The organism is Labrenzia sp. R5_0 (genome assembly GCF_017743835.1).
Classification (GTDB): domain Bacteria; phylum Pseudomonadota; class Alphaproteobacteria; order Rhizobiales; family Stappiaceae; genus Roseibium; species Roseibium algicola.
In genome coordinates this window covers 80628-103927 of record NZ_JAGHRK010000003.1, presented here as the reverse complement: position 1 = coordinate 103927, position 23300 = coordinate 80628, and the positions used below count along the sequence as shown (strand labels likewise).

Sequence of the window (23300 nt, the reverse complement as noted above, 5' to 3'; positions counted from 1 at the left end):
CATGTCTCAGTCTCCCGTGCGCTTGCGATAGATGATGTCGACGAGGACGGCGATGACGAGCACGGTGCCCACGACGATATTCTGCAGCGGGGCGTCGACGCCGACCATGGCCATGCCCGACTGCAATGACTGCATGATCAGCGCGCCCAGGATGGCGCCGTAGATCGTGCCGACACCGCCGGCAAGCGCGGTGCCGCCGATCACTGCCGCGGCGATAACCCTGAGTTCGTCCAGCGTGCCGATGTCGTTGGTCGAAAAGCCGAGGCGTGCGGCCGCGACAGCGGCTGCGAGCGCGCTGAGGCCGCCCATGATGGCAAACACCTTGACGGTCAGAAACCTGGTGTTGATGCCGGAGAGCTCCGCGGCATCCGGATTTCCGCCGGTTGCGAAGATGTAGCGTCCGAGACGGGTGCGGCGTGCGACGATGGTCATGACGACGGTAACCACGATCAGAAGCAGCACCGAGTAGGGAATACCGTAGCCCATGACCAGGCCTTCCGGCATGGTTTCGCCCCGGGCCTCGAAGATCCGCTCAAGACGGGCGGTGGGAATGTCATAGGCATTCAGCACCCAGACGAACCCGAGAATTGCCCCGGTCGTGATGACACCCATGGTGACTTCCGCCCAGCCGGGTTTGACCGGGAACCCATGCGCAGCCTTGCGGCGGCGCGAAGAGACCTGCATCCACAACGCAACGGCGACGGCCAGAACGCCGAAGATCCACGATCCCGTTTCGCCCATGGTGCCGCCGATACCGCCGATCATGGTGAAGGTTTCATCGAGCGGGCCGATGGTCTGACCGGAGGTGATGAACCAGGCAACGTTGCGCCAGACCAGGAGGCCACCAAGCGTCACGATGAAGGCCGGAATGCCAAGATAACCGACCATCCAGCCCTGGAAGGCACCGATCAGCACACCAACAACCACACCGGCCAGAATGGCCAGGATCCAGATAGCCGGATTGCCGAGGCCGAGCAGCGGCGGCAGGACATCGGTCTGGACAACCGCCATGACCGCCGCAACGGTCGCCAGAACGGAGCCGACGGACAGATCGATGTGGCGGGTGACGATAACGAACACCATACCGGTGGCCATGATGGCAACGGACACGGTCTGGATCGTCAGGTTGAAGATGTTGCGCGGCGTCAGGAACCGGCCATCCGTAATCACATTGAACACCAGGCACAGGACGATGAACGCCCCGATCATGCCGAGAAGCCGTGTGTCCAGCTGCAATGCGGCAAACAAGTTTCGTGCTGTCGGGCTTTTGGGCCCTGACAGTGCGGTGTCAGACATAGAGGTTACTCCTGCTTGGAGACCATTACGCTTACGCATCGGGTGGCCCATCCCGGGGAGCGGCTTTCGCAGCAGCTGTCCCTGTTATTACGGCCCCGGTTAACAGTAACCGGGGCCGCACATTAAGCGTAGTGTTATTAGTTACAGGGAGCCGGGCCGTTCTCGACGCCCTGGCACAGATCATCCTTGGAGATCCAGCCTGCATCGACGACCGCGGTCAGGTTGTCCTTGGTGACCGGAAGCGGTGCCAGGAACTTGGCGGTCAGCTCGGTGCCGGACGGAGACGTCCAGGCCGCTGCGCCATCGACGCCGCCCATCTCGGTACCACTGGCCAGGCTGACGGCGATTTCACCGGCGGCCTTGCCGAGTTCGCGAGCGTCCTTCCAGACGGATACCGTCTGCGTGCCCTTTGCAACACGGTTCAGAGCGGCATGGTCGCCGTCCTGGCCGGACACCGGGATGCCGTCCATGCCCTGTGCGGTCAGAGCGGCCACAACACCGCCGGCCGTACCGTCGTTGGACGCAACAACCGCGTCGACCTTGTTGTCGTTGGCGGTCAGGATCTGTTCCATGTTGCGCTGTGCGTTCGCCGGCAGCCAGCCGTCGGTGTAGGCTTCGCCAACGATCGTGATGTCACCCGCATCGATTGCGGACTGCAGGACTTCCTGCTGACCACCGCGGAGGAAGTCCGCGTTCGGGTCAGTCGGGGAGCCCTTGATCATGACGTAGTTGCCCTTCGGCGCGGCAGCCAGAACGGCGCGAGCCTGCATGCGGCCAACTTCGACGTTGTCGAAGGTCAGGTAGAAGGCGCGCGGATCATCGATCAGGCGGTCGTAGCCGACAACCGGGATGCCTTCGTCGGCAGCAGCCTGCACGGCCGGGCCGATTGCCTGGGAATCCTGCGCCAGGATGATGAGGGCGGTCGCACCTTGTGCGATCAGTGCCTCAACGTCGGAAAGCTGTTTTGCGGACGAGCTCTGCGCGTCGGCGGAAATGTAAGTCGCGCCGGCTGCCTCAAGGGCGCCCTTGATGGCGGCTTCGTCAGTCTTCCAGCGTTCTTCCTGGAAGTTGGACCAGCTCACGCCGACAATGACGTCTTCTGCGTGGGCCAGGTTCAGTGCGGTCGCGGACAGCAGAGCGCCCGCCAGCAAAGTGGTGATTTTACGCATTGCGATGTTTCCTCCAGTTGGCGCATCCCACGTCGGACGGATGTGCCTGAAATGCGTCAGTGTCGAAGCGCCTTTTCGAGGCGCCTTCAGAAAGGACAGCCTTATTGTTATTTTTTTTGGTGCCCGAAAAAAAGTTGCAGGAAAGCGCTGCTCCTGTCAACATGGTTTTGCAAAACACTGTTCCGCGGGGTTTGACACACCCGGTGAGAAGCAGGAAAACCGGGAAAAACCCGGGACAGAGGAAACACCTTGGGAAGAGCTGAGCGAGCATGACACGCAAGGCGGACCGGGATCAGATCCGGCGGCAAAACAGAAGTATTGTTCTACAGGCCCTGCGCCGGAACGGCCCTATGGCGCGGATAGATCTCGGCCAGATGACACGGCTGAGCCCCGCGACGGTGACGGCCATCACCTCCGATCTTCTAGACCAGGGATTGATCCTGAGCCTGGAGAGCGAGGAGCCCAAAACACCCCAGGCGCGTGGACGGCCACGCACCCTTTTGAAGCTCAAGCCGGACGCGGTCTATACGGTTGGCGTCCGTCTTTCGGTCAACAACATCGACCTGTCGCTGGTGAATTTCGCCGGCGAGGTGGTGTGCGACAGGCGCAGCCATTTTGACAGCGCCACCGAAGATGCCGACAGCTTTCCCGAAACCCTGATCACGGCGATCAGGCAGTTCCTCGACGAGGCCGGCATCGGCCCCTCACGGGTTCGGGAAATCGGCGTTGCCGCACAGGGTGTCGTTGAAACGGAAACCGGCGTCGTTGCCTGGAGCCCCGCCTTTGCCGGGCGCAAGATCCCTGTCGTCGGTCCATTGCACGAAGCCTTCGGGGCGGATTGCTACATTTCCAACGACACCAACATGATCACCGAAGCGCTGCACTGGTCGGATCCGAACAAGTACAGCGGGACATTCGCCGTGATCATGCTCGATTACGGTGTCGGCATGGGGCTTTACCTCGACAACCGGCTGTTTTCGGGAGCAAGCGGCACGGCCGCCGAGTTCGGCCATGCCAACCATCTGCCCGGCGGGGCGCTCTGCCGATGCGGCAAGAAGGGCTGCCTTGAGGCATATCTTTCCGATTACGCGCTGGTGCGGGCTGCCTCTCATCTGCCGGAGAACACCGATCCGGGCACCATCAAGGCGGGCGTCAGCGGCCTTGCCCGGTTGATCGAACTGGCCGGTTCGGGAGACAAGGACGCCTGCAACGCGTTTCACGATGCGGGCCGGGTTCTGGGCTATGGTCTTGCCCGGGTGATTGCGATGATCGACCCCAAGCGCGTGGTGCTGACCGGCGCTGCAATGCGTGCCTTCTCCTTCATGGAAAAAGGCATGTGGGAAGGGCTGGAAGAGGCTCTTGTTTCCGATCTCAGGAACAATTTCTCCCTGGACGTGATGCCGTGGAATGAGGACTTCATTCGCAGCGGCCTGATCGCCCAGTCGATGGAACGTCTCGACAAGGATTTTCTCGGCAACGCAACTCCGCCCTCAGGCCGCATAGCCCGGCTCGACCGCAAGGAGGCGACGGCATGACAGGCAAATCCCGGCTCGCAGTCTCTGCTCTCGTCCTCGGCATCACCCTGCCTGCATCAGCACTTGCCGATCCCGCACCCTGGAGCGAACGGGCCATCAAGGAAGACGTCGATATCGACGCCCTGGCGCAATCGGGCGAAGATGCGATCACCGTGCTGCAGCCGCTTGGAGAAGAGCTGTTCAAGGCCAAATTCACCACACTGGATGGCGCAGGTCGGCCGGACGCGACACGGGCTATCGTGCCGACAAAAGTGCGCCGCAAGGCACCGCAGGCGTTCCAGCGTCTTGCTGGAATGGACGCCAATTCCTGCTCTTCCTGCCACAATGAGCCTGTGATCGGTGGTTCCGGTGCGTTCACGGCAAACGTGTTCGTGTCCGAAGGCTTCGAAAGCGCTGACTTCGACACCACGGATCCCCAGTTTTCCAACGAGCGCAACACGGTCGCGCTTCAGGGAGCCGGGCTGATCGAATTGCTTGCCCGGGAAATGACCACGGACCTGCGCAGCCAGCGGACGGATCTGCTGGCCAGGGTGCGGAAAAGCGGTCAGGAAGAAACCGTCAGCCTGGAAACGAAGGGCGTCTCCTTCGGCAAGTTGACCGCCTTTCCTGACGGGACACTGGACGTTTCCCGTCTCGAGGGTATCGACGACGACCTGACCTTGCGACCTTTCAGCCAGAAGGGTGTCTTTGCGTCGCTTCGCCAGTTCAGTGTGAACGCCACCAACGATCATCATGGCATACAGGCGGTCGAGCGGTTCGGCGCCGAATGGACAGGATCGGACGACTTCGACGGTGATGGCCATACGGGCGAAATTTCGCCGGGTCAGATCTCGGCGCTGGTCGCTTTCCAGGCAACGCTTCCCGCGCCGACCCGGAAACAGGATCTGCCGGATGTCTGGCAGCAGGCGGCGGCAAAGGGAGAAGCGCTTTTCGGCACCATTGGCTGCAGTTCGTGCCACATTCCCGAATTGCCGCTCGAAAGCCTCATCTTTCAGGATCCCGGCCCGTTCGACACCGCCGGTACCCTGCGCCAGAGCGACGTGAAGGCACCGCTCGAACTTGACCTCGGCACGCTGGACTGGGTGAAGGCCCTGCCGCGCGATGACCAGGGCCGGGTGCTGGTTCCCCTTTACGGCGACCTGAAGCGCCACACGATTGCCGATGCGGCCAATGACACATTCGGCAATGAACTGCTGGCCCAACGCTTTGTTGCGCGCGATGTTTTCATCACGTCCGAACTCTGGGGCATCGGCAGCACGGCGCCCTATGGGCACCGGGGCGATATCACGACGCTGGAAGAGGCGATCCTGGCCCATGGCGGCGCTGCTTCCGACAGCCGCAAGGCCTATGCAGGTTTGACGGAAACAGAGCAGCAGACGATCATCGCTTTCCTGCGCAGCCTGGAGATCGCGGAATGAAGCCTTTCAGCCTTTCCGTGTCCGGTGCGCTGTTGAGCGTAAGCCTTGCGGCCCCGGCTCTGGCAGACGACACCCGTCAGGTTTCCGTTGCACCCGTTCCCTCGTTTGTGGAAGAGGCTTCGGCTGCGGGCATCGAACATTCCTATGACGGTGCGTGGGAATTCTTCGTTGGCGGCGGCACCGCGATCTTCGATTGCGATGGCGACCGCAAGCCGGATCTGTTCTTTGCCGGCGGCAAGAACCCAGCGCAGCTTTTTCGCAACGAAAGCCGTGTGGCAGGTGCGCTGAAATTCACCGCGGTGGAAACCGGCCTCAACGAGAAACAGGCCACCGGCGTGCTCGGCGCCTATCCGCTCGACATCAACAACGACGACATCCTGGATCTCGTGGTGCTGCGCCTGGGTGAAAACCTGATCCTGGAAGGCAAGGGCGCCTGTACCTTCGAAGTCGCCAACCGGGCCCTTGGCTTCGACGGCGGCCGCGAATGGAGCACTTCCTTTTCCGCCACCTACGAACCAGGGCTCGATTATCCAACGCTTGCCTTTGGCAATTATGTCGATCGTTCTGCCCCCGGTTCGCCCTGGGGCACCTGTCACGACAACTTCCTGTTCCGGCCGGAAAAGGCGCAAGACGGCAGCCCGCTCTACGCGGAAGCAACGCGCCTGTCGCCGGGATATTGCAGCTTGTCGATGCTGTTCACCGACTGGAACCGCTCCGGCGAACCGGCACTCAGGATCTCGAACGACCGGCAATATTACCGCGGTGGCGAGGAGCAGCTCTGGGCCATTGCGCCCGGCAGGCCGCCTCGCCCCTATCGCAAGTCCGATGGCTGGCAACACCTGAAGATCTGGGGCATGGGCATTGCGTCCATCGACCTGGATGTGGACGGTTTTCCCGAGTATGCGCTTACCAGCATGGGCGACACCAAGCTGCAGAAGCTTGACCCGGAATCGGACGAGACCGTGCCGGTCTATCAGGACATTGCCTTCGACCTCGGCGTTACCGCGCACCGGCCCTATGCGGGCGAAGACCTGAAACCCTCAACCGGATGGCATTCCGAGTTTCAGGACGTCAACAATGACGGGCTCTGGGACCTCTTCATTGCCAAGGGCAATGTGGAAGCCATGCCCGACTTCGCGGCCTATGACCCGGACAATCTCTTGCTCGGCCAATGGGACGGTCGCTTTGTGGAAACCGGCGACACCGCCGGGATTGCGCTGAACCGGCGCGGACGCGGTGCGGGTCTGGCGGATTTCAACGCCGACGGACTGGTGGATCTGGTTGTCGTCAACCGATCGGGACCGGTAAGCCTGTTCCGCAATACCGGACAGGGCACGGCAGAAGAACCGAAACAACTCGGCAACTGGCTGGCTGTGGACGTGCGCCAGCCGGGCAAACCCAACTCCCGCGCAGTGGGTGCCAAGATCAGCGTGAAGACGGGAAACCGGACCGTGGTGAAGGACATCCAGGTGGGGGCAGGCCATGCCTCCGGCCAGATGGGCTTCGTTCACTTCGGCCTGGGTGTAGCGGAACGTGCCAACGTGCGAATCAAATGGCCGGACGGCGACTGGAGCCACGGCTACCGGGTCTTTGCCAACGGTCACGTGATCATTGAACGGGGTGCGGAAAAGGCAAAGCTCTGGTATCCGGAGTAGGCCCCGGCAAGGCACCTTTCCGGTACTGAATAACTGGTTCGCGAGACGGTCGTAAATTCAGAAAAGCTTCATTTTTTCAATGACTTTCCGGCTCTTATGCCGGAACATGCACGACAAGATGCAATTTCTGGAGAACCTGCGCTCATGGCCGGTCCAACCGACAAGAAATCCTTCAATCCCCCTTCCGTTCGAACACCCTTCGGGCAGTACAATCACGGCCTTTACGTACCACCCGGCGCCAGCCTGCTGGTGACCTCCGGCCAGCTCGGCATCCGGCCGGACGATACGATTCCGCCGGACGTGACCGGCCAGGCCGAAGTTTGTTTCGAGGCCATTGCCGCCATCCTGAAGGAAGCGGAGATGGGCTTCGAGGACGTCATCCGCATTTCCGGTTTCGTTACCCGGCGGGAAGATTTCGCGGACTATATGGCCGTTCGGGACCGCTACACCGGAGCGCTGAAACCGGTCTCGACCCTGTTGGTGGTCGGCGGCTTCACGCGTCCGGAATTTCTGGTGGAAGTGGAAGTGACCGCGGCGAAGGTATTCTAGCCCAGCCAGCCTGGAGCGGTGTCAGAACCGCTCCATTTCCTTGCCGACCTTCTCCAGAAAGGCACCGGTCGAGGCCGGGGTGCAGTTGTTCATGTCGTAATGGGCCAGATATTTCACCGGTGCGCCAATCTTGATCTGTGCCCGGATGACCCGATTGACCACCTTGCGCGGCGGATCACCAACCAGAAACGCCCGCCACCGGCTGCCGCCATAGGTCATGACGGCCGCCATCTTGCGGATATGGCGCAAGGTCGGCGTCAAGGTGCCGTCTTCCAGATGAAACGAAACGCCTGGCAGCCAGACACGGTCGAAGTAACCTTTCAGCATCGCGGGAAAACCGAAGTTCCAGACCGGCGTGCAGATGACCAGACCTTCCGCCGCCAGCAGGCGCTCGCAGTAATTGTCGACCAGTTCCCGGTTGTCGGGGACCGTGTGATAGATGTCCCTGTCGCGGGCGGAGAGGACGGGGTCGAACCCTTCCTCATAGAGATTGCAGCCGTCGACCTCATGCCCGGCCTTCGCCAGGCTTTCACAGGTCTTGTGATAGAGCGCCCGGCCGAAACTGTGCTCCTGTGGGTGGGAATGGAGAACAAGTACGCGCATCTGATCAGGCCTCGGCGAAGGCCTGAAGGCCCGGGAAAAGATAGTTCTGGCCGGAATTGAAGTCGAAGTCCGGATTGTCCCAGGCGATCATCTTGCCCGGATTGAGCAATCCCTCCGGGTCCGTCTCCTTCTTGAAGGCGAGCTGGACCTGGTCGGTCTGTTTCATGCCGCCCTCTTCAAGGGTGTAGCGATGTGGGTTGAACACCCGGCAGCCGTTTTCCTCATGCAGCCTGATGATCTCGTCCAGCCGTTCTTCCGTCGTGTAGCGGATCAGGGGAAGGCCGGAACATTGCACCTGACCATCGAAACGCAGGAACTCCAGGTGTCCGAAGATCTCGCCCGGGAACATTTCGGTGGTCTTGCGCACAAGCTCCACGTGGTTCGGGCCCGGATACTGCGTCTGCAGGTAGGTGAAGGAACTGTCGAACTTCAGCGCCCGCAGTGTCGTGTGGTTCCAGGCAAGCTCATAGACATGCGGAATGCCCTTCATGCTTTCCACTTCGTCCGACCGGAAACGCACTTCGCCCTTCATCCGTTCCGCAAGCGCAAGCATTGCCGACATGGAATGCGGCGCCACCATCAACACGGTGACCGCCTCGCCTTCCTTCAGCCAGGGCTTGTGCCGCGTGAAGAAATCGAACGGTATGGGTGCAGCAATCGGGGCGACTTCCTTCAGCAGAATACCGTTGCTGCGTGCCAGCTTGTCGGAAAAGACGACCGCGTCCATGAAGGTTTCGTGGCCGACGATCACGTCCACCCAGTCATGAGCCGTCGTCAGCGGCATTTCGACTTCGGTGATGATACCGTTGGTGCCATAGGCATGACTGACCTTCTGTAGGTCCCAGGTGGACAGCTCGATCACCCTGGGTTCGGCTTCCATGGTGACGATGCGCAGGCGCAGGATGTTGCCGAGATCGCGCAGGCCGCCCCAATGAACCGAACCGACACCGCCGGAGCCACCGGCGATGAAGCCGCCGATGGTCGCGGTTTGCGCGGTTGAAGGATGGAAGCGCAGTTCCTGGCCCGAATGTTCCTTTGTAATCTTGTCGAGCTTGGCGATGACGATACCCGGACCGCAGACGACCCGGCCCGGTGCGATTTCCTTGACCTCGTCCATCTTCGACATATCGAGCACGATGCCGCCGGACAGCGGCATCGCCTGGCCATAGTTGCCCGTGCCCGCACCCCGCGGCGTGACCGGCACACCGTGGGCGAATGCCGTTTTCAGAACCTTTATGACTTCGGCTTCATTTTTCGGCGAGACCAGAAGGTCTCCGGTGACATTGTCGAGCTGGGCCTTGAGGACCGGCGAATACCAATAAAAGTCACGGCTCTTGGCCTGAACCAGACGCGGATTGTCCTCAACCGCAATGCCATCAAGTTCGGCCTTGATTGTCTCGTAATCGGCCATGGTCAGCCTTTCGTCAGCGGGTCAAGTTCAGAATAATCCGGCAGGCGACGGTCGATGCCCATGCCATTCCGCATCACGATGCGGTCCGCCTGCGGACGGGACAGAAATTCGCTCCAGCTTCGAGCGTTGAAGATGACAAGATCGGCGCCCAGCCCCTCGGCAATCCGCCCGGCTTCGGGAACTTGCAGAATATCGGCCGGAAGGCTGGTGACCACCTTGGCCGCATCATCGAGCGGGTGGTCCAGATGCGCAATGCGGACGGCCTCGCGGAACACTTCCACCATGTCGAGATCGCCATAGGCGTAGAAAGGATCGCGGGTATTGTCCGATGAAACGGCCACCGGCACGCCGGCGGCCCGCAGTTCGTGCAGCAGTGTAACGCCACGCGACCGTGGCGTGCGGCCCGGGTGCCGGTCCTGCAGATACATGTTGCACATGGGCAGGGAAACGACGGAGAGACCTGCCTCCCGCACCTTGTCGATTGTCGCCTTGGCCTTGTCGTCGTCCTGGCGCGCCAGGGAACAGCAATGGCCGACCGTCACCGCGCCTTCGAACCCGTTGCGCAGCTTGGCTTGCGCAATAGCAAGCAGCGTCAGGACGTTGGCATCCTGGGTCTCATCAACATGCAGGTCGATATCCAGGCCGTTGTCCGCAGCCGTGCGAAACAGGATATCCAGCCTGCGGTCTAGATCCGGCAACGGGAAGGTCACGCCGCCAAGCAGCCCGCCGTTTGCCACGACGACCTCCACCAGGTCAGAAAAATAGGCGTCGTCATCGATGGCATCGATCGGAAACAGGGCGGCAGCCTGCAGGGCGATCCGGTCTTTCCAGCGTTCGCGCATGTCGGCGAACACCTCGAAGGAAATCCGGTGCTGCGGTGCCAGGCTGTCGAGATGGGTACGCAGGAGGCTGGTCCCGTGCGCATAGGCACAGCGCAGGGAGAAGTCCATGCGCGTTTCAACGTCCCTGGCCGTCCAGTTTGCCTCCCGGTCGGCCCTGACGGCGGCAAGTGCACCGTCGAAATCGCCGGTCGGGTTGGGTTGCCGGTCCCAGATATGCCCCTTGTCGATGTGGGTGTGCATGTCGGCAAAGCAGGGCCAGACCATGCGCCTTTGCAGATCAACGCTTTCGATGTCCGCGGGGGCTGCCCCGGCCGGTAGGATGGCCTCAATGCGACCGTCTGCGACGATCAGATCGGCCGACGACAGGCCCTCGCGCGCAGGAAGCGCCGACCCCGGCGTGACTGCGGCGGGCAGGGTTGCGGTGCGCAGCGCGAACCGGCCGGTTTTGGGAAGGTCGAGTCTCATCAGTTTTCCCGCTTCAGGCTGCTTTCGTGCCAGCGATGCAGTCTCCACCAGGAGATGAAGGACGTCAAAGCGAAGATCAGCACACCCAGGCTGGCAAGCAGGAACAGCGCTGCGAACAGACGTGAAATATTGAGCCGAAACTGGGATTCCAGAAGGCGGAAGGCAAGTCCCGAGCCTGCACCGGCCGATCCGGCCGCAAATTCGGCAACGACCGCCGCAATCAACGCAAGACCGCCACCGATGCGAAGGCCGGTCATGAAATACGGCAGGGAAGCTGGCAGCTTCAGATAGATCAGCGTCTGCCAGCGCGAGGCGCCGTAAAGTTCAAACAGGTTCAGGAGATTGTGATCCACGCTTTTCAGGCCCTGCACCATGTTGGACAGGATCGGGAAGAAGGCGACGACAAAGGCGCAAATCAAAAGCGCTGCCTGTGTTGACGGAGCGTAGATCAGGATCAGCGGCGCGATCGCAATGATCGGCGTGACCTGCAGGATAACGGTGATCGGATAGAGCGCCGTCTCGATCCAGCGGGACTGCACAAGCAGGATCGCCATACCGCCACCGCCGATCAGCGCCAGCGCAAGGGAGGCAAGCGTGATCTTGGTCGTCACCCAAAGGGCGGGCAGCAGGATGTGCCAGTCGGACATCAGTGAATTCACCACCAGGCCCGGACCGGGAAGAATGTAGTGCGGAATGTCATTCACGGTGACCATGACCTGCCAGAGCGCGATCAAGCCTGCGATGACGAAGATCGGCACCAGAACCGTCAGGATACGCTCCCGCCGCTTGGCAGCGGCAGCGCTCTCCTTTGTCGGCAGCTTGGCTGCTGATGCCGGCCTTTTGCGCGCGACCTGCGCTTCGCTGTCTGGTTCCTGCAGCACGTCGGCGGGGGCCAGTGTTTCGTTTGCTGGTGCGGTCATCAGTGCTCCTCGCCTCCCATGGCTTCCGACAGCATGGCGGAGACTTCCGCGCAGGCCTGCCTGTACTCCTCGGAGGTACGGTACTGCGCATCCCGCTCCAGACTGGTGTGCAGGGGAAAATCCGAGTGCACGCGGCCCGGCCGGGCCTTCATCACCACGATCCGGTTTGCCAGATAGGCGGATTCATAAACGGAATGGGTCACGAAGATCACCGTGATGCCGGTCGCCTTCCAGAGCGCCAGCACATCGTCATTCAGCTTTTGGCGCGTGATCTCGTCAAGGGCGGCGAAGGGTTCGTCCATCAACAGCAGCTTGGGCTCGGTTACCAGCGCGCGCGCGATGGAGACACGCATCTTCATGCCGCCGGAAAGTTCGCGCGGATAGGCATCGGCGAAGTCTTTCAGGCCTACGCTTTCCAGCGCGGTCATGATCCGTTCCGATGCCGCTTTCTTCGAGATGCCCTTGAGGCGCAGGGGAAGGTAGACGTTGCCGAAAACGGTCTGCCAGGGCATCAGCGTCGGTTCCTGAAACACGAAGCTGATGTCGCCGTCAGGCAGCCCTCTGGAGTTGATGCGGAAACTCGGCCAGTCGATTTCGCCTTCCGATACGCCGCCAAGGCCGGCGATGATCCTGAGCGCGGTCGACTTGCCGCAACCGGACGGCCCCAGCAAACTTATGAACTCTCCGGGCCGGACCGTCATGGACATGCCGGAAAGGGCCAGCGTCCCGTTGGAGAATACCTTCGAAACATTATCCATCGCCACCAGCGGGCGGGACGATTTCACACTGCGGGCCGACGGCGTCTTCGTTTCTGCGCTGCCCTGTTCGGCGATGACCATGCTCAACTCTGCATCTGGAGGCGGCCGCTTCGCGCGCCGCGGCGCGAAGCGGAATGTATTTGCCAAACCGGCCTTACTTCTTCAGGTCGAGGCCGACGCCCTTGCAGACGAAGTCCGTGGTGTAGGACTGCTTGTAGTCAAGAGAGGCATCCACGACGGCGATCGAGGCCAGCGTATCGAAGAACGCCTTGAAATGCTCGTCGGTCATGCAACCGATGCCCTTCTCTTCCGTGTCGCCGGAATCCACGATGCCGTATTCCTTCATCTTCGCAAGGGAATAGGCGAGCTGACCGTCGGTCATTTCCGGGTTGTCTTTCTTGATCAACTCGTTTGCCGCGGCGTTGTCGCCATACAGGTAGTTGTACCAGCCCTCGATGGAAGCATCGACGAAACGCTGCACCAGATCCGGGTTTTCCTCGACCAGCGCCTTGGAGGTAGTGATCATGGTCGAGTAGGGCGTCCAGCCTTCATCGGCCAGAAGGAACACTTTCGGTGCCCAACCCGCCTGGTTTTCGATTTCATACGGCTCGGAGGTCAGATAGCCCTGCTGCGCGGACTTGGGATCGACGATGAAAGGAGCCGGGTTGAAGGTGTAGGGCTTGAACTGGGCGTCGGAGAAGCCTTCGAAGTTCTTCTTCATCCACTCGAAATAGGTGACGTAGCCGTCCTTGCCCATGTAGATGGTTTCAAGCTTGGCAAGGTCGGTGAACTTGTCGATGCCCTGATCGGGATGCGCCACGAGGATCTGCGGATCCTTCTGGAAGATGCTGGCGACGTTGATGAGCGGAATGCCTTCCTTGACGTAGTCGAAGCCCTTCAGCGTCCCGCCCATGTAAAAATCGATCTTGCCGGAAATCAGCAGCGCATCGTTGGCAGCCTGCGGGCCGCCCGGCGCGATCGTGACCTTCAGGCCGTATTTCTCGTAGGTGCCATCGGCAACGGCCTGGTAAAACCCGCCGTGTTCCGCCTGCGCAAGCCAGTTGGTGCCGTAGCTCACCTCATCCAGCGCCAATGCCTGGTGAGTGGCGGTTCCGGTGAGAAGAACCGCTGCGAGAAGCGTCTTCGCAGATGGGAAAACTGTCATTTCGTACCCTCCAGTAAAACAAAACTACCGTGAAACCGCACATTTCCGAAAATATTTGATCCCTTGCAGCGCACGTTGAAAAGCATCAAAATTCGCCTGCAGCGATGCCTTATTGTCATCGCTATCTTTTCTGACGATCAATTGTGCCGCATGCACAAAAAGGAGGCACTTCTTGGCCCTGCTCCACTCCCGCAAGCTGCTTTACCTGGATGAGATCGCGCGCTGCGGTTCCATTCGGAAGGCAGCTGATCGGCTGAATGTGTCGTCCTCCGCCATCAACCGGCAAATCCTTGCCCTGGAAGAGGAATTCGGCGTTCCCCTGTTCGAGCGCCTGCCGCGCGGGCTGCGGCTTACCGCGGCAGGAGAGCTGTGCGTTGAACATATCCGCGGCGTTCTGAAAGACTATGCCAGGCTAGAGACCCGGATCCGGGCGCTGAAAATGCCGCAGGCCGGCCAGGTTTCGCTGGTGACGACCGTCGGCCTCGCCTCGGGACCGCTGTCGGAAATCATCGCGAAGTTCATCGAGAAAAACCCGCGCGTTCACATCAAGCTGCGCAGTGACGGCGGCACGACGACGATCAATCCGGTCCTGACAGGCGAAGTCGACATCGGCCTCGGTTTCAACATTGCCGCGACGCCGGGCCTGCGGACGCTGGCCACCTTCGACATTCCCATTGGTGCGGTGGTTCCGCCCGGACACAAACTGGCGCAGGAAACCGGGCCGGTCGATCTCGTGGATGTGGTTCAGGAGCGTCTGGTGCTGGCCCAATCAGGAACCAGCCTGCGGGACGTGATCAATCTGGTGCTGTCGTCCGTGCCGATCCCGGTGGAGCCGATCCTGGAAACGAACTCCTCGGAAACGGTTCGCCAGCTTGTCCGGCGCGGCATCGGCATCAGCCTGCTCAATCCGCTGGACGTTCTGGCCGAATGCCGGCGGGGCGAGCTTGTTTTCCGACCGCTGAACGTTGCCCGGACACATCACCAGCCGATGAAGCTGTTTACTCGGGCGCGAGCCTCGATGGACGCGGCAACGAGCCTGTTCGTCGAATTCCTGCTGCAGGAACTCGTTGCTCAGGTGGAGGAATTGCAACGGGAAGGCAATCTGCCCGTTTAAGATCCGAAGATCGTTATGGCTTATACAGGTTGGTCAGCGAATAGGCTGTGAAGTCACGCAGCATCTCAATGAAACCGGCGGCCTGATGAGCACTGATCACCGCTCCTTTTTCCGCCGTCCCCCTGGAGGCATCTCCAACGACGCCGGCCGGGTTGAGATCATGGGCGATCCAGGCCAGGGCATGGGGCGGCGTCGGCTGGATGTATTTGGAGTTTTCCAGCATCTCTTCGGCTTTTGAGATGAAGTTCTCGGCCTTGTCCATGCGCACCAGTTCAGGCCGGAAATGCAGCATCAAGGACGTTTCGACCTCGCCGCCATGAATACCGAATTTGGACTCGTGAGCGGAAATCATGCCCTCCGGATGACCGAACCGACCCCAATGCGTCACCAGAACAGCCATTTCATAACGCACGCGCAGTTCGCGCGAGACGATGCTGATGATGTCAGTGTTGCCGCCATGGGAATTGACGATCACCATCTTGCGAATGCCGGCTTCCGACACTTTCTGGCCAATGGCGGTCCAGACGGGGATCAGCAACTCAGCCCCGAGAGACAATGTTCCCGGGCCGTAGACATGTTCGTTCGCCTTGCCGATTTCCTGCACAGGCAACACCAGGATATCGAGATCTTCGGGCAGCTGTTTGCGCGTTTCGGCAAGCATTCCCTGGGCGATTGCGACATCGGTCGCGATCGGCAGATGCGGGCCATGTTGCTCGGTCGAGGCGGTCGGCAGGATTGCGATGGTTCGCTCGGGATCAAGCGCCGCAAAATCCGAGGCATTCAATTCGTTCCAGAAGAAATGCTTGGCCATCGGCGCTGCCCCAACTCTGTTGCCGTGATGCGTTCCTGTTTGGCGTAGGCAAGTCGGCGACACTTGAAAAGCATCATTATGTCTTCAGCCCGCTGCCTTTTTGTGCGCAGTGGGTTTCAAGCCCTTTACCGACCCGGAGCAAAATATGGCGACATCCGTCCGCCACTTTGCACTCAATCGAAAAATATTTTCCTTTTCTGTCCACAAACATGTCCACAGGCTCAGGGTTCCGAAAACAGGCTAAAACCGGTCATTTTCCCACCACTGCAAATCCGGAAACCTTTTGTTAACCATGCAGTTAGCGGGAGTTCCCCAAGGAGATGCGCTGCATTCCGGGTTAACCCGCCCGACCCGGATGGCGAAAGTTTGGGCGCACCTATGCCTACCCAGAAGCGAAACGGCCACATTTACACCAAAGATTTGCCTTGTGATGTGCGAGGTAGGACGCCGCATTGAGGCTCGGGATGCGGCATTGGGTAAAATGTAAGGTGGGTAACCGACATGTATCTCCTGTTCTTCATGGGAGCCGTCCTCTATGGCGCCGTTACGCTGGTGTTTCTGATCCTGTCGTCTGCGGAATTGCTTGATAGCGGACTGAGCACACCAAAGCGGCTGCTGGGAGTTCTGGTCACATCGATCTTGTGGCCTGCGACTCTTGTTGCAGTCAGTCTTGTGCTCGCGTTCCAGAATGTGGCCGGACGGGTTCAAAGCCCCCGTCAGACAGCGCCCCTGCGCCTGTCACACCACTCGCACTAACCGGACACGGTTCCGGAACCAACGCTACCAGTTTGCCTGGCGGCCGCTTTAACTCCGGTGCACACAGGTGCGCCGGAGCTCTTCGGCGTGCGTGCGCGTTGATCTGTCCTGTTTTCCCCGCCAATACACCGTGACAGGCAGCTGTCAGGCCGGATTTTGCGCCATGGCGCAAATTTCATCACAGCGCCTTTTTTGCGTTAAGATGCTGTTTTTCCGGTAATTTTATTGCTGATTTTTTCCCTCAAGTTTTTAATCATTCCAAAAAAAATTTGACTAACTGTTCAAATTTTCTTCCAATGCATTCCTGAGCCTCCTCATCAAACGAAGGAAGCCACCTTGAAAACGATCGCCAACCTTCCGGAGATCTCCATGACCCAGACCAAAGCCGGCCCGGACATTGCCGCCGGGCGCTTGCCTGAGGACGCATACGCTGAGAATTTCAGCGACCTGCACCCGCTGCTGGACCAGCACGAAGCGCAGGTCGAAGCCGACCGTTGCTACTTCTGCTACGACGCCCCTTGCATGCAGGCATGCCCGACCAGCATCGACATTCCGCAGTTCATTCGCCAGATCTCGACCGGGAACCCGACCGGGGCCGCGAAGACCATTTTCGCCCAGAACATTCTGGGCGGCATGTGTGCCCGCGTCTGCCCGACCGAGACACTGTGTGAACAGGTCTGCGTGCGCGAAGTTGCCGAAGGCAAGCCGGTGAAGATCGGCGAGTTGCAGCGGTATTCGACTGATCACTTCATGTCGGAGTTCAGCTCGACGCCGTTCACGCGCGCTGCTGCAACCGGCAAGAAGGTTGCCGTCGTCGGGGCCGGACCTGCGGGTCTTTCCTGCGCCCACCGGCTGGCGGTGCACGGTCACGACGTCACCCTGTTCGATGCCCGTGAAAAGGCCGGCGGCCTCAACGAATACGGTATCGCCTCCTACAAGTCGGTCGACGACTTTGCCGCGCGGGAAGTGGATTTCATCCTGTCCATCGGCGGTATCGAAGTCCGGACCGGCATGCGCCTCGGCACCAATCTGGATCTTGCGACCCTGCGTGCCGAATATGATGCCGTGTTCCTCGGCATCGGTCTTGGCGGCGTCAATGCGCTTGGCCTTGAAGGCGAAGACAAGAGCGGCTCGATCGATGCCGTCGACTACATTGCCGACCTGCGTCAGTCGAAGGATCTTTCCCAGCTTCCGGTTGGTCGGCGCATCGTGGTGATCGGCGGCGGCATGACTGCGGTCGACATTGCGGTCCAGACCAAACTGCTGGGCGCCGAAGACGTCACGATCGCCTATCGCCGCGGTCAGGACCGGATGAACGCCTCCGAATACGAACAGCAGCTGGCCCAGACCAGCGGCGTCCGGATCATGACCTGGGCCCAGCCGAAGGGCCTTGTCGGTGAAAACGGTGCGATTACCGCGATTGAACTGGAGCGGACCCAGGAGCAGAATGGTTCCCTGACCGGTACAGGCGAAGTCATCACCCTGCCTGCGGACATGGTGTTCAAGGCCGTTGGCCAGACCCTGGTGCAAGCGGATCTCGGCGATGCGCTGTCCCTTGAAAAGGGTCGCATCGTGGTTGATGCGGACCGCAAGACCAGCCTTGCCGATGTATGGGCGGGCGGTGACTGCGTGCTGGGCGGTGAAGACCTCACGGTTGCCGCTGTCGAGGATGGCAAGATTGCCGCCGAGAGCATTAACGCTGCCCTGACCGCCTGAGACTTGCGCGCCTGAAACCTGAGCGACTGGGACCTGAGCGCCCGGCAGCAGCTGACGCGCTCGGCGCCACCGATTTGAGGGAGAGCCACCATGGCTGACTTGCGTACTGATTTTATCGGCATCAAATCGCCGAACCCGTTCTGGCTGGCATCCGCGCCGCCGACGGACAAGGAATATAACGTCGTCCGGGCCTTCAAGGCCGGCTGGGGTGGCGTCGTGTGGAAGACGCTTGGGGAAGATCCGGCGGTGGTCAACGTCAACGGTCCGCGCTATGGCGCGATCCATGGCAAGGACCGGCAGCTGATCGGCCTCAACAACATCGAACTGATCACCGACCGTCCGCTGGAAGTGAACCTGCGCGAGATCAAGCAGGTGAAGCGCGACTGGCCGGACCGGGCGCTCGTCGTCTCGCTGATGGTGCCCTGCGAGGAGCAGAACTGGATCGACATCCTCCGCCGCGTCGAAGAAACCGAAGCCGACGGTGTCGAACTGAACTTCGGTTGCCCGCACGGCATGAGCGAACGCGGCATGGGCTCCGCCGTCGGCCAGGTGCCGGAATACATCGAGATGGTCACCCGCTGGGTGAAGCAGCATTCGCGCATGCCCTGCATCGTGAAGCTGACGCCGAATATCACCGATGTCCGCAAGCCGGCGCAGGCCGCCAAGGCGGGTGGTGCTGATGCTGTCTCGCTGATCAACACCATCAACTCGATCATGGGTGTCGACCTCGACATCATGTCGCCGTCTCCCTCTGTCGACGGCAAGGGTGCGCACGGCGGCTATTGCGGCCCCGCCGTAAAGCCGATTGCACTCAACATGGTCGCCGAAATCGCCCGCGACCCGGTGACCCACGGATTGCCGATCTCCGGCATCGGCGGCGTGACCACCTGGCGTGACGCGGCCGAGTTCATGGCGCTCGGCGCAGGCTCTGTGCAGGTCTGCACGGCCGCAATGACCTATGGCTTCCGGGTTGTCGAGGACATGATCGAAGGCCTCAGCGACTGGATGGACACCAAGGGCTATACGTCCGTCGACCAGTTTGTCGGCAGCGCGGTACCGAATGTGTCCGACTGGCAGTACCTCAACCTCAACTACATCGCCAAGGCCAAGATCGATCAGGATCTTTGCATCGAATGCGGCCGCTGCCACATCGCCTGTGAGGACACGTCCCACCAGGCGATCACCAACATGGTGGACGGCGTTCGCAAGTTCGAGGTGATCGACGAGGAATGCGTCGGCTGCAACCTGTGCGTCAATGTCTGCCCGATCGAAGGCTGCATCACCATGGAACCCATGGAGGCCGGCAGCATCGATCCGCGCACCAAGAAGCCTGTCGAAAAAGACTACGCCAACTGGACGACGCACCCGAACAACCCGATGGCCGTCAAGGAAGCAGCCGAATAGGCAAAGCTCCGGCGGTCACCTTCAACGCGGGCAGGATCCTCCCTTGCCCGCGTTTTTTTGTTCGCTTTTCAGTCTAGGGAACCTTGAAAGGGATTGCCGCAAGCAGGCAGATCAACCGCCGGCCCGACGGATGCCTTCCATCTGCGACAAAGGATCAGGCGGCATCAACTCGTTGAACGGCAGCGGCCTGTCGAAGAGATAGCCCTGCAGGAACTCGCAACCCGCCTCCACCAGGAAGTCGCGCTGTGCTTCCGTCTCGACCCCTTCGCCGACGCTTTGCATGCCCATTACCCGGGCAAGGCTCAGCATGGAGCGGATGACCATGTCCGCTTCCTCGTCCTCGCCGATACGCGACACGAAACTGCGGTCGATCTTCATCTTGTCGAAGCGATACTTGTGCAGGTAGTTCAGGCTGGAAAATCCGGTGCCGAAGTCGTCAATGGCGAGCCCGACACCAAGATCGCGCAGCTTGAGAATGGTGTTCCGCGTCTGCGCGCTTTCCTCCAGCATCAGGTCCTCGGTGATTTCGAGAACAAGCCTTTCCGGAGGAAAGTCGTATTTCCGCAGCAGTGCCTCGACCTTGTCCGCGAAACCTGTGGCCTGGATCTGGCTTGTGCAGACATTGACCGACACGCCGGTCTGCATCCAGCTGCCTGCATCGTGAAGCGCCCGCTCCAGCACCCAGGCACCGATCACAGGCATCAGTCCAGCATCCTGGGCAACCGGCAGGAACATCACCGGCGGCACCAGGCCGCGGCTTGGATGCCGCCAGCGGATCAGGGCTTCATAGAAGGCCAGTTCGCCCGACCGGGCGTCGACGATCGGCTGATAGAACAGGTCGAATTGCTCTTCACGCAGGGCTGAATCAAGATCCACACGGATCTCGCGCCGTTCGCGCAGAAGGTCGTCCATCCGCTCGTCGTAAATCCGGAACGAGCTTTTCTGCTCCATCTTGCAGCGCTGCAGGGCGATATCGGCAGCGCGAACAAGGCCTGTCAGTGTCTGGCCGTGGTCCGGGAAGCGGGCGATACCCGCGCTTACGGACGTTTCAATGCGCTTGCCTTCATAGTCGAACGGCTGCCGCAGCTTTTCAAACAGCTTGCCCGCTTCCTCCACGGCTTGCTCCGGCGTTTCCCAACGCTCCGTCAGGATCAGGAATTCATCGCCACCGCTGCGCGCGACCAGGTCGAACGGGCCGAGCACCGATCTGATGCGTTCGGCCTGAGCGACCACCAGGCTGTCGCCCACGGTGTGCCCGTAGATGTCGTTCACCTGCTTGAGGTTGTCGACGTCGAGATAAATGATCCAGGCGCCACGCTGCTGATCCTTGCGCAAGGCCAGCCTTTTCGTGGCTGTGGCGTGGAAATATCCGCGTGTGACGAAGCCTGTCAGGGAATCGTGATTGGCGGCGTAACGGGCTTCCTGTTCACGGGCTGCCAGCCGTGCCCTGGCGTTGGCATTCTGCCGGAGGGCAATCAGGGCCACCGTCAGAATGACCCCGAGTGACAGCAGGAGAACGGGTATCGAAGACAGGATGATCCCCGACGACTGGCTCATCGGATACCATGCGAGATAACCAAGCACCGTGCCGGACCCGTTCTGAACCGGGGTGCCGATCATGCCGTCGGGAATTTCCGAAGCGAATTTCAGATTGTCGAGGGCGAGGCTGGACAGAAGATTGCTGAGATGCGCCGCATCGATCTCGAATGCGTTGACGAGAACGTTCGGCGGCCCGAAGGACATTTCGATCCCACCGGGATCCGGTACGATCGCAAAGGCCGCGACGATGAAGGGGTGATCGTTGATCTCGACGATGTCGATGGCCGAAATGTCGGCCAAAGTCCCGGTGAAGCGGACTTCGCCTGGTTCTGACCGGACCAGGGCTTTGACGTAATTGCCGCGTATGCTGTCCAGCGTGCCGTTAATGCCCGTCTGGACGCTCTTGGAAAAGTCTTCCGCTCTCTCCTTGCCGTGGAAGTTGGAAGAAAAGAGGACCTTGCCGTCCGGACCGAAAAGCACCGTGTAGTCGTGGGCGAAATCCAGGGCCATGTCGACGCCGAACCTGGCCTCGATCCAGTCGGGCGACAGATTGGTATCGATATTCTGATAGGCGGCGTTGGAAGCGGCGTAGCGCTCCATTTCACGCAACAGCAACTGCTTGTGGTTCTGGAAGACACGCGCGACCGATTTGGTCTCCCGCATCGCAGCTTCGCGCTCCGCGACCAGCACCTTGAACAGCACGGCGCCGAAAGAAAAAATCACCGCGCAGAACATCAAAATGATGACGAGGCTGGAAGAAATGCCGAAAACGCTCGCGGTCATCCGGCGCGGTTCGTCGGATACTGTCTCCGCCGCGGAATGAACCAGGTCGAATTTGTCTGTTTTTCCAGACAGATCGCGCATTTCGCTTTCAAAATCCCAAGCTTTTGTCAGCGAAGCAGTCTGGGTTCAAACCTTTAATTTTTAGTGCCTTGGCAGGCATGAGGCAAAGGCAGCCGGAACAATTTCCGCCCCGGCTGCCCGATTGACGTTACATCTTGTCGGTGACGACCGTTGTTGTGGCGCCTTCCGGCTCCTTGGTGATGACCGGGTCGGACCCGCCGGACAGGAGGGACTTCACGGTGCGCTCATAGGCAGACATGTCCAGTTTGCCGTCAGATCCATCAACCAGCTTGTTGATTTCGCCGACCATGCGGATCTGATGCTTTTCGGTCTGCGCGCCAGTGGCGTCGTTTTCCAGAACGATTTCAGCAGCTTCTTCCGGGTTTTCGGCGGAATAGGCCCAGCCCTTCATGGAGGCCTTCACGAAGCGGGCGAGCTTGTCGACCATTGCCGGGTCGTCCAGGCTGGATTCCAGAACGTAGAGACCGTCTTCCAGCGTGGCGACACCCTGGTCTTCGTATTTGAAGACGATCAGGTCTTCTTCCGGAATGCCGGCATCGATGACCTGCCAATATTCGTTGTAGGTCATGGTGGAGATGCAGTCGGCCTGCTTCTGCAGCAGCGGATCGACGTTGAAGCCCTGTTTCAGGACGGTCACGCCTTCGTCGCCACCGTCCGTCGGAATGCCGAGCTGGCTCATCCAGGACAGGAACGGATATTCGTTACCGAAGAACCAGACGCCGAGTGTCCGGCCCTTGAAGTCTTCCGGCGAGGTGATGCCGGTTTCCTTCAGGCAGGTCAGCATCATGCCGGACTTCTTGAACGGCTGTGCGATGTTGACAAGCGGCACACCCTTTTCGCGCGATGCCAGGGCGGACGGCATCCAGTCGATGATCACGTCGGCTCCGCCACCGGCGATAACCTGCGGCGGCGCAATGTCCGGACCGCCCGGCTTGATCGTTACGTCCAGGCCTTCTTCGTCGTAAAAGCCCTTGTCCTTGGCCACGTAATAGCCGGCAAACTGGCCCTGTGTGACCCACTTAAGCTGCAGTGTCAGCTCGTCCGCGGCGTTGGCCGCACCTGACACCAGGCTTGCGCCCAGGACAGACGCGAGCGCCAGACTTTTCAATGCCTTCATTGCCATTCCCCTACTGGTTATGGGCGAGCCGCTGTCGGACTCACCCTTCTCTGGAACTTCAAACCCTAACCGGTGCGGACCTCGGAGCGGTTCCCGGCCGCCTGATCCTCTTCCGGCTGTTGGCCGCATCCGGACGCCGGGGCATTTTGCCTTCTCAACGAACAGTGCTGACCAATTGGTCAAGAAAATCTAG

General features: G+C 60.5%; 19 protein-coding genes. 8 read left to right on the top strand and 11 right to left on the bottom strand.

What is annotated here, in order from left to right; genetic code table 11:
* Positions 1-6: 6 nt before the first annotated feature.
* A complete protein-coding gene (locus J7447_RS15870) occupies positions 7-1296 on the bottom strand; it encodes a sugar ABC transporter permease (RefSeq protein ID WP_031268746.1) in 1290 nt (429 codons plus the stop codon).
* A gap of 137 nt (positions 1297-1433) precedes the next feature.
* Positions 1434-2465, bottom strand: coding sequence for a D-xylose ABC transporter substrate-binding protein (xylF, locus tag J7447_RS15865; RefSeq protein WP_022999249.1), 1032 nt, complete (start codon positions 2463-2465; stop codon positions 1434-1436).
* Between the two features lie 350 nt (positions 2466-2815).
* Here xylF and J7447_RS15860 point away from each other — a divergent pair, with 350 nt between their 5' ends.
* The 4 genes from J7447_RS15860 (at position 2816) to J7447_RS15845 (ending at position 7622) form a co-directional block, all read left to right on the top strand.
* Positions 2816-4000, top strand: a complete 1185-nt coding sequence (locus J7447_RS15860) for an ROK family protein (protein WP_208997797.1) — start codon at positions 2816-2818, stop codon at positions 3998-4000.
* Positions 3997-5418, top strand: coding sequence for a di-heme oxidoredictase family protein (locus J7447_RS15855; RefSeq protein WP_055656942.1), 1422 nt, complete (start codon positions 3997-3999; stop codon positions 5416-5418). Before J7447_RS15860 ends, J7447_RS15855 begins: the two co-directional genes overlap by 4 nt.
* Entirely contained in the window at positions 5415-7073 is a 1659-nt protein-coding gene (locus J7447_RS15850; protein WP_209170197.1) for a CRTAC1 family protein, read from the top strand. Before J7447_RS15855 ends, J7447_RS15850 begins: the two co-directional genes overlap by 4 nt.
* Positions 7074-7217: 144 nt before the next feature.
* Positions 7218-7622 carry a Rid family hydrolase gene (locus J7447_RS15845; protein ID WP_209170196.1) on the top strand — a complete coding sequence of 135 codons (405 nt, stop codon included), beginning with the start codon at positions 7218-7220 and terminating at the stop codon, positions 7620-7622.
* Positions 7623-7643: 21 nt separating this feature from the next.
* On the opposite strand, the gene J7447_RS15840 is transcribed toward J7447_RS15845, so the two are convergent.
* The 6 genes from J7447_RS15840 to J7447_RS15815 all read right to left on the bottom strand — a co-directional run bounded on the left by J7447_RS15840 (position 7644) and on the right by J7447_RS15815 (position 13786).
* Positions 7644-8225: an NAD(P)H-dependent oxidoreductase gene (locus tag J7447_RS15840; protein ID WP_022999255.1), complete on the bottom strand. Its 582-nt coding sequence runs from the start codon at positions 8223-8225 to the stop codon at positions 7644-7646.
* A gap of 4 nt (positions 8226-8229) precedes the next feature.
* Positions 8230-9636, bottom strand: a complete 1407-nt coding sequence (locus J7447_RS15835; protein ID WP_062491106.1) for an FAD-binding oxidoreductase — start codon at positions 9634-9636, stop codon at positions 8230-8232.
* Positions 9637-9638: 2 nt separating this feature from the next.
* Entirely contained in the window at positions 9639-10943 is a 1305-nt protein-coding gene (locus J7447_RS15830) for a cytosine deaminase (RefSeq protein WP_209170195.1), read from the bottom strand.
* The gene (locus J7447_RS15825) at positions 10943-11863 is read right to left on the bottom strand and encodes an ABC transporter permease (protein ID WP_209170194.1); all 921 of its coding nucleotides are present in this window, start codon (positions 11861-11863) and stop codon (positions 10943-10945) included. The genes J7447_RS15830 and J7447_RS15825 overlap by 1 nt, the downstream gene beginning before the upstream one ends.
* Positions 11863-12621, bottom strand: a complete 759-nt coding sequence (locus J7447_RS15820; RefSeq protein ID WP_228872661.1) for an ABC transporter ATP-binding protein — start codon at positions 12619-12621, stop codon at positions 11863-11865. Before J7447_RS15820 ends, J7447_RS15825 begins: the two co-directional genes overlap by 1 nt.
* 154 nt (positions 12622-12775) lie before the next feature.
* The gene (locus J7447_RS15815) at positions 12776-13786 is read right to left on the bottom strand and encodes an ABC transporter substrate-binding protein (RefSeq protein ID WP_022999260.1); all 1011 of its coding nucleotides are present in this window, start codon (positions 13784-13786) and stop codon (positions 12776-12778) included.
* A gap of 178 nt (positions 13787-13964) precedes the next feature.
* Between J7447_RS15815 and J7447_RS15810 the strand changes: the two genes are divergently transcribed.
* On the top strand, positions 13965-14900 hold the full coding sequence (locus tag J7447_RS15810; RefSeq protein ID WP_031268748.1) for a LysR family transcriptional regulator: 936 nt from the start codon (positions 13965-13967) through the stop codon (positions 14898-14900).
* 13 nt (positions 14901-14913) lie between these two features.
* Here J7447_RS15810 and J7447_RS15805 read toward each other — a convergent pair whose 3' ends face one another.
* Entirely contained in the window at positions 14914-15711 is a 798-nt protein-coding gene (locus tag J7447_RS15805) for a creatininase family protein (RefSeq protein WP_022999262.1), read from the bottom strand.
* A gap of 501 nt (positions 15712-16212) precedes the next feature.
* Between J7447_RS15805 and J7447_RS15800 the strand changes: the two genes are divergently transcribed.
* From J7447_RS15800 to preA, 3 genes are all read left to right on the top strand, one after another.
* The gene (locus tag J7447_RS15800) at positions 16213-16467 is read left to right on the top strand and encodes a hypothetical protein (RefSeq protein WP_022999263.1); all 255 of its coding nucleotides are present in this window, start codon (positions 16213-16215) and stop codon (positions 16465-16467) included.
* A gap of 369 nt (positions 16468-16836) precedes the next feature.
* Entirely contained in the window at positions 16837-18183 is a 1347-nt protein-coding gene (locus tag J7447_RS15795) for an NAD(P)-dependent oxidoreductase (RefSeq protein ID WP_031268749.1), read from the top strand.
* Positions 18184-18273: 90 nt separating this feature from the next.
* Positions 18274-19587 (top strand): NAD-dependent dihydropyrimidine dehydrogenase subunit PreA, encoded by a 1314-nt coding sequence (gene preA / locus J7447_RS15790; RefSeq protein WP_022999265.1) that lies wholly within the window; start codon positions 18274-18276, stop codon positions 19585-19587.
* A 111-nt stretch (positions 19588-19698) separates the two neighbouring features.
* Here the strand turns inward: preA and J7447_RS15785 are convergent, their stop codons facing one another.
* Both J7447_RS15785 and J7447_RS15780 read right to left on the bottom strand, forming a co-directional pair.
* Positions 19699-21990, bottom strand: a complete 2292-nt coding sequence (locus J7447_RS15785) for an EAL domain-containing protein (protein WP_209170193.1) — start codon at positions 21988-21990, stop codon at positions 19699-19701.
* Between the two features lie 127 nt (positions 21991-22117).
* Positions 22118-23113 carry an ABC transporter substrate-binding protein gene (locus J7447_RS15780; RefSeq protein WP_023014426.1) on the bottom strand — a complete coding sequence of 332 codons (996 nt, stop codon included), beginning with the start codon at positions 23111-23113 and terminating at the stop codon, positions 22118-22120.
* Positions 23114-23300: the final 187 nt, after the last annotated feature.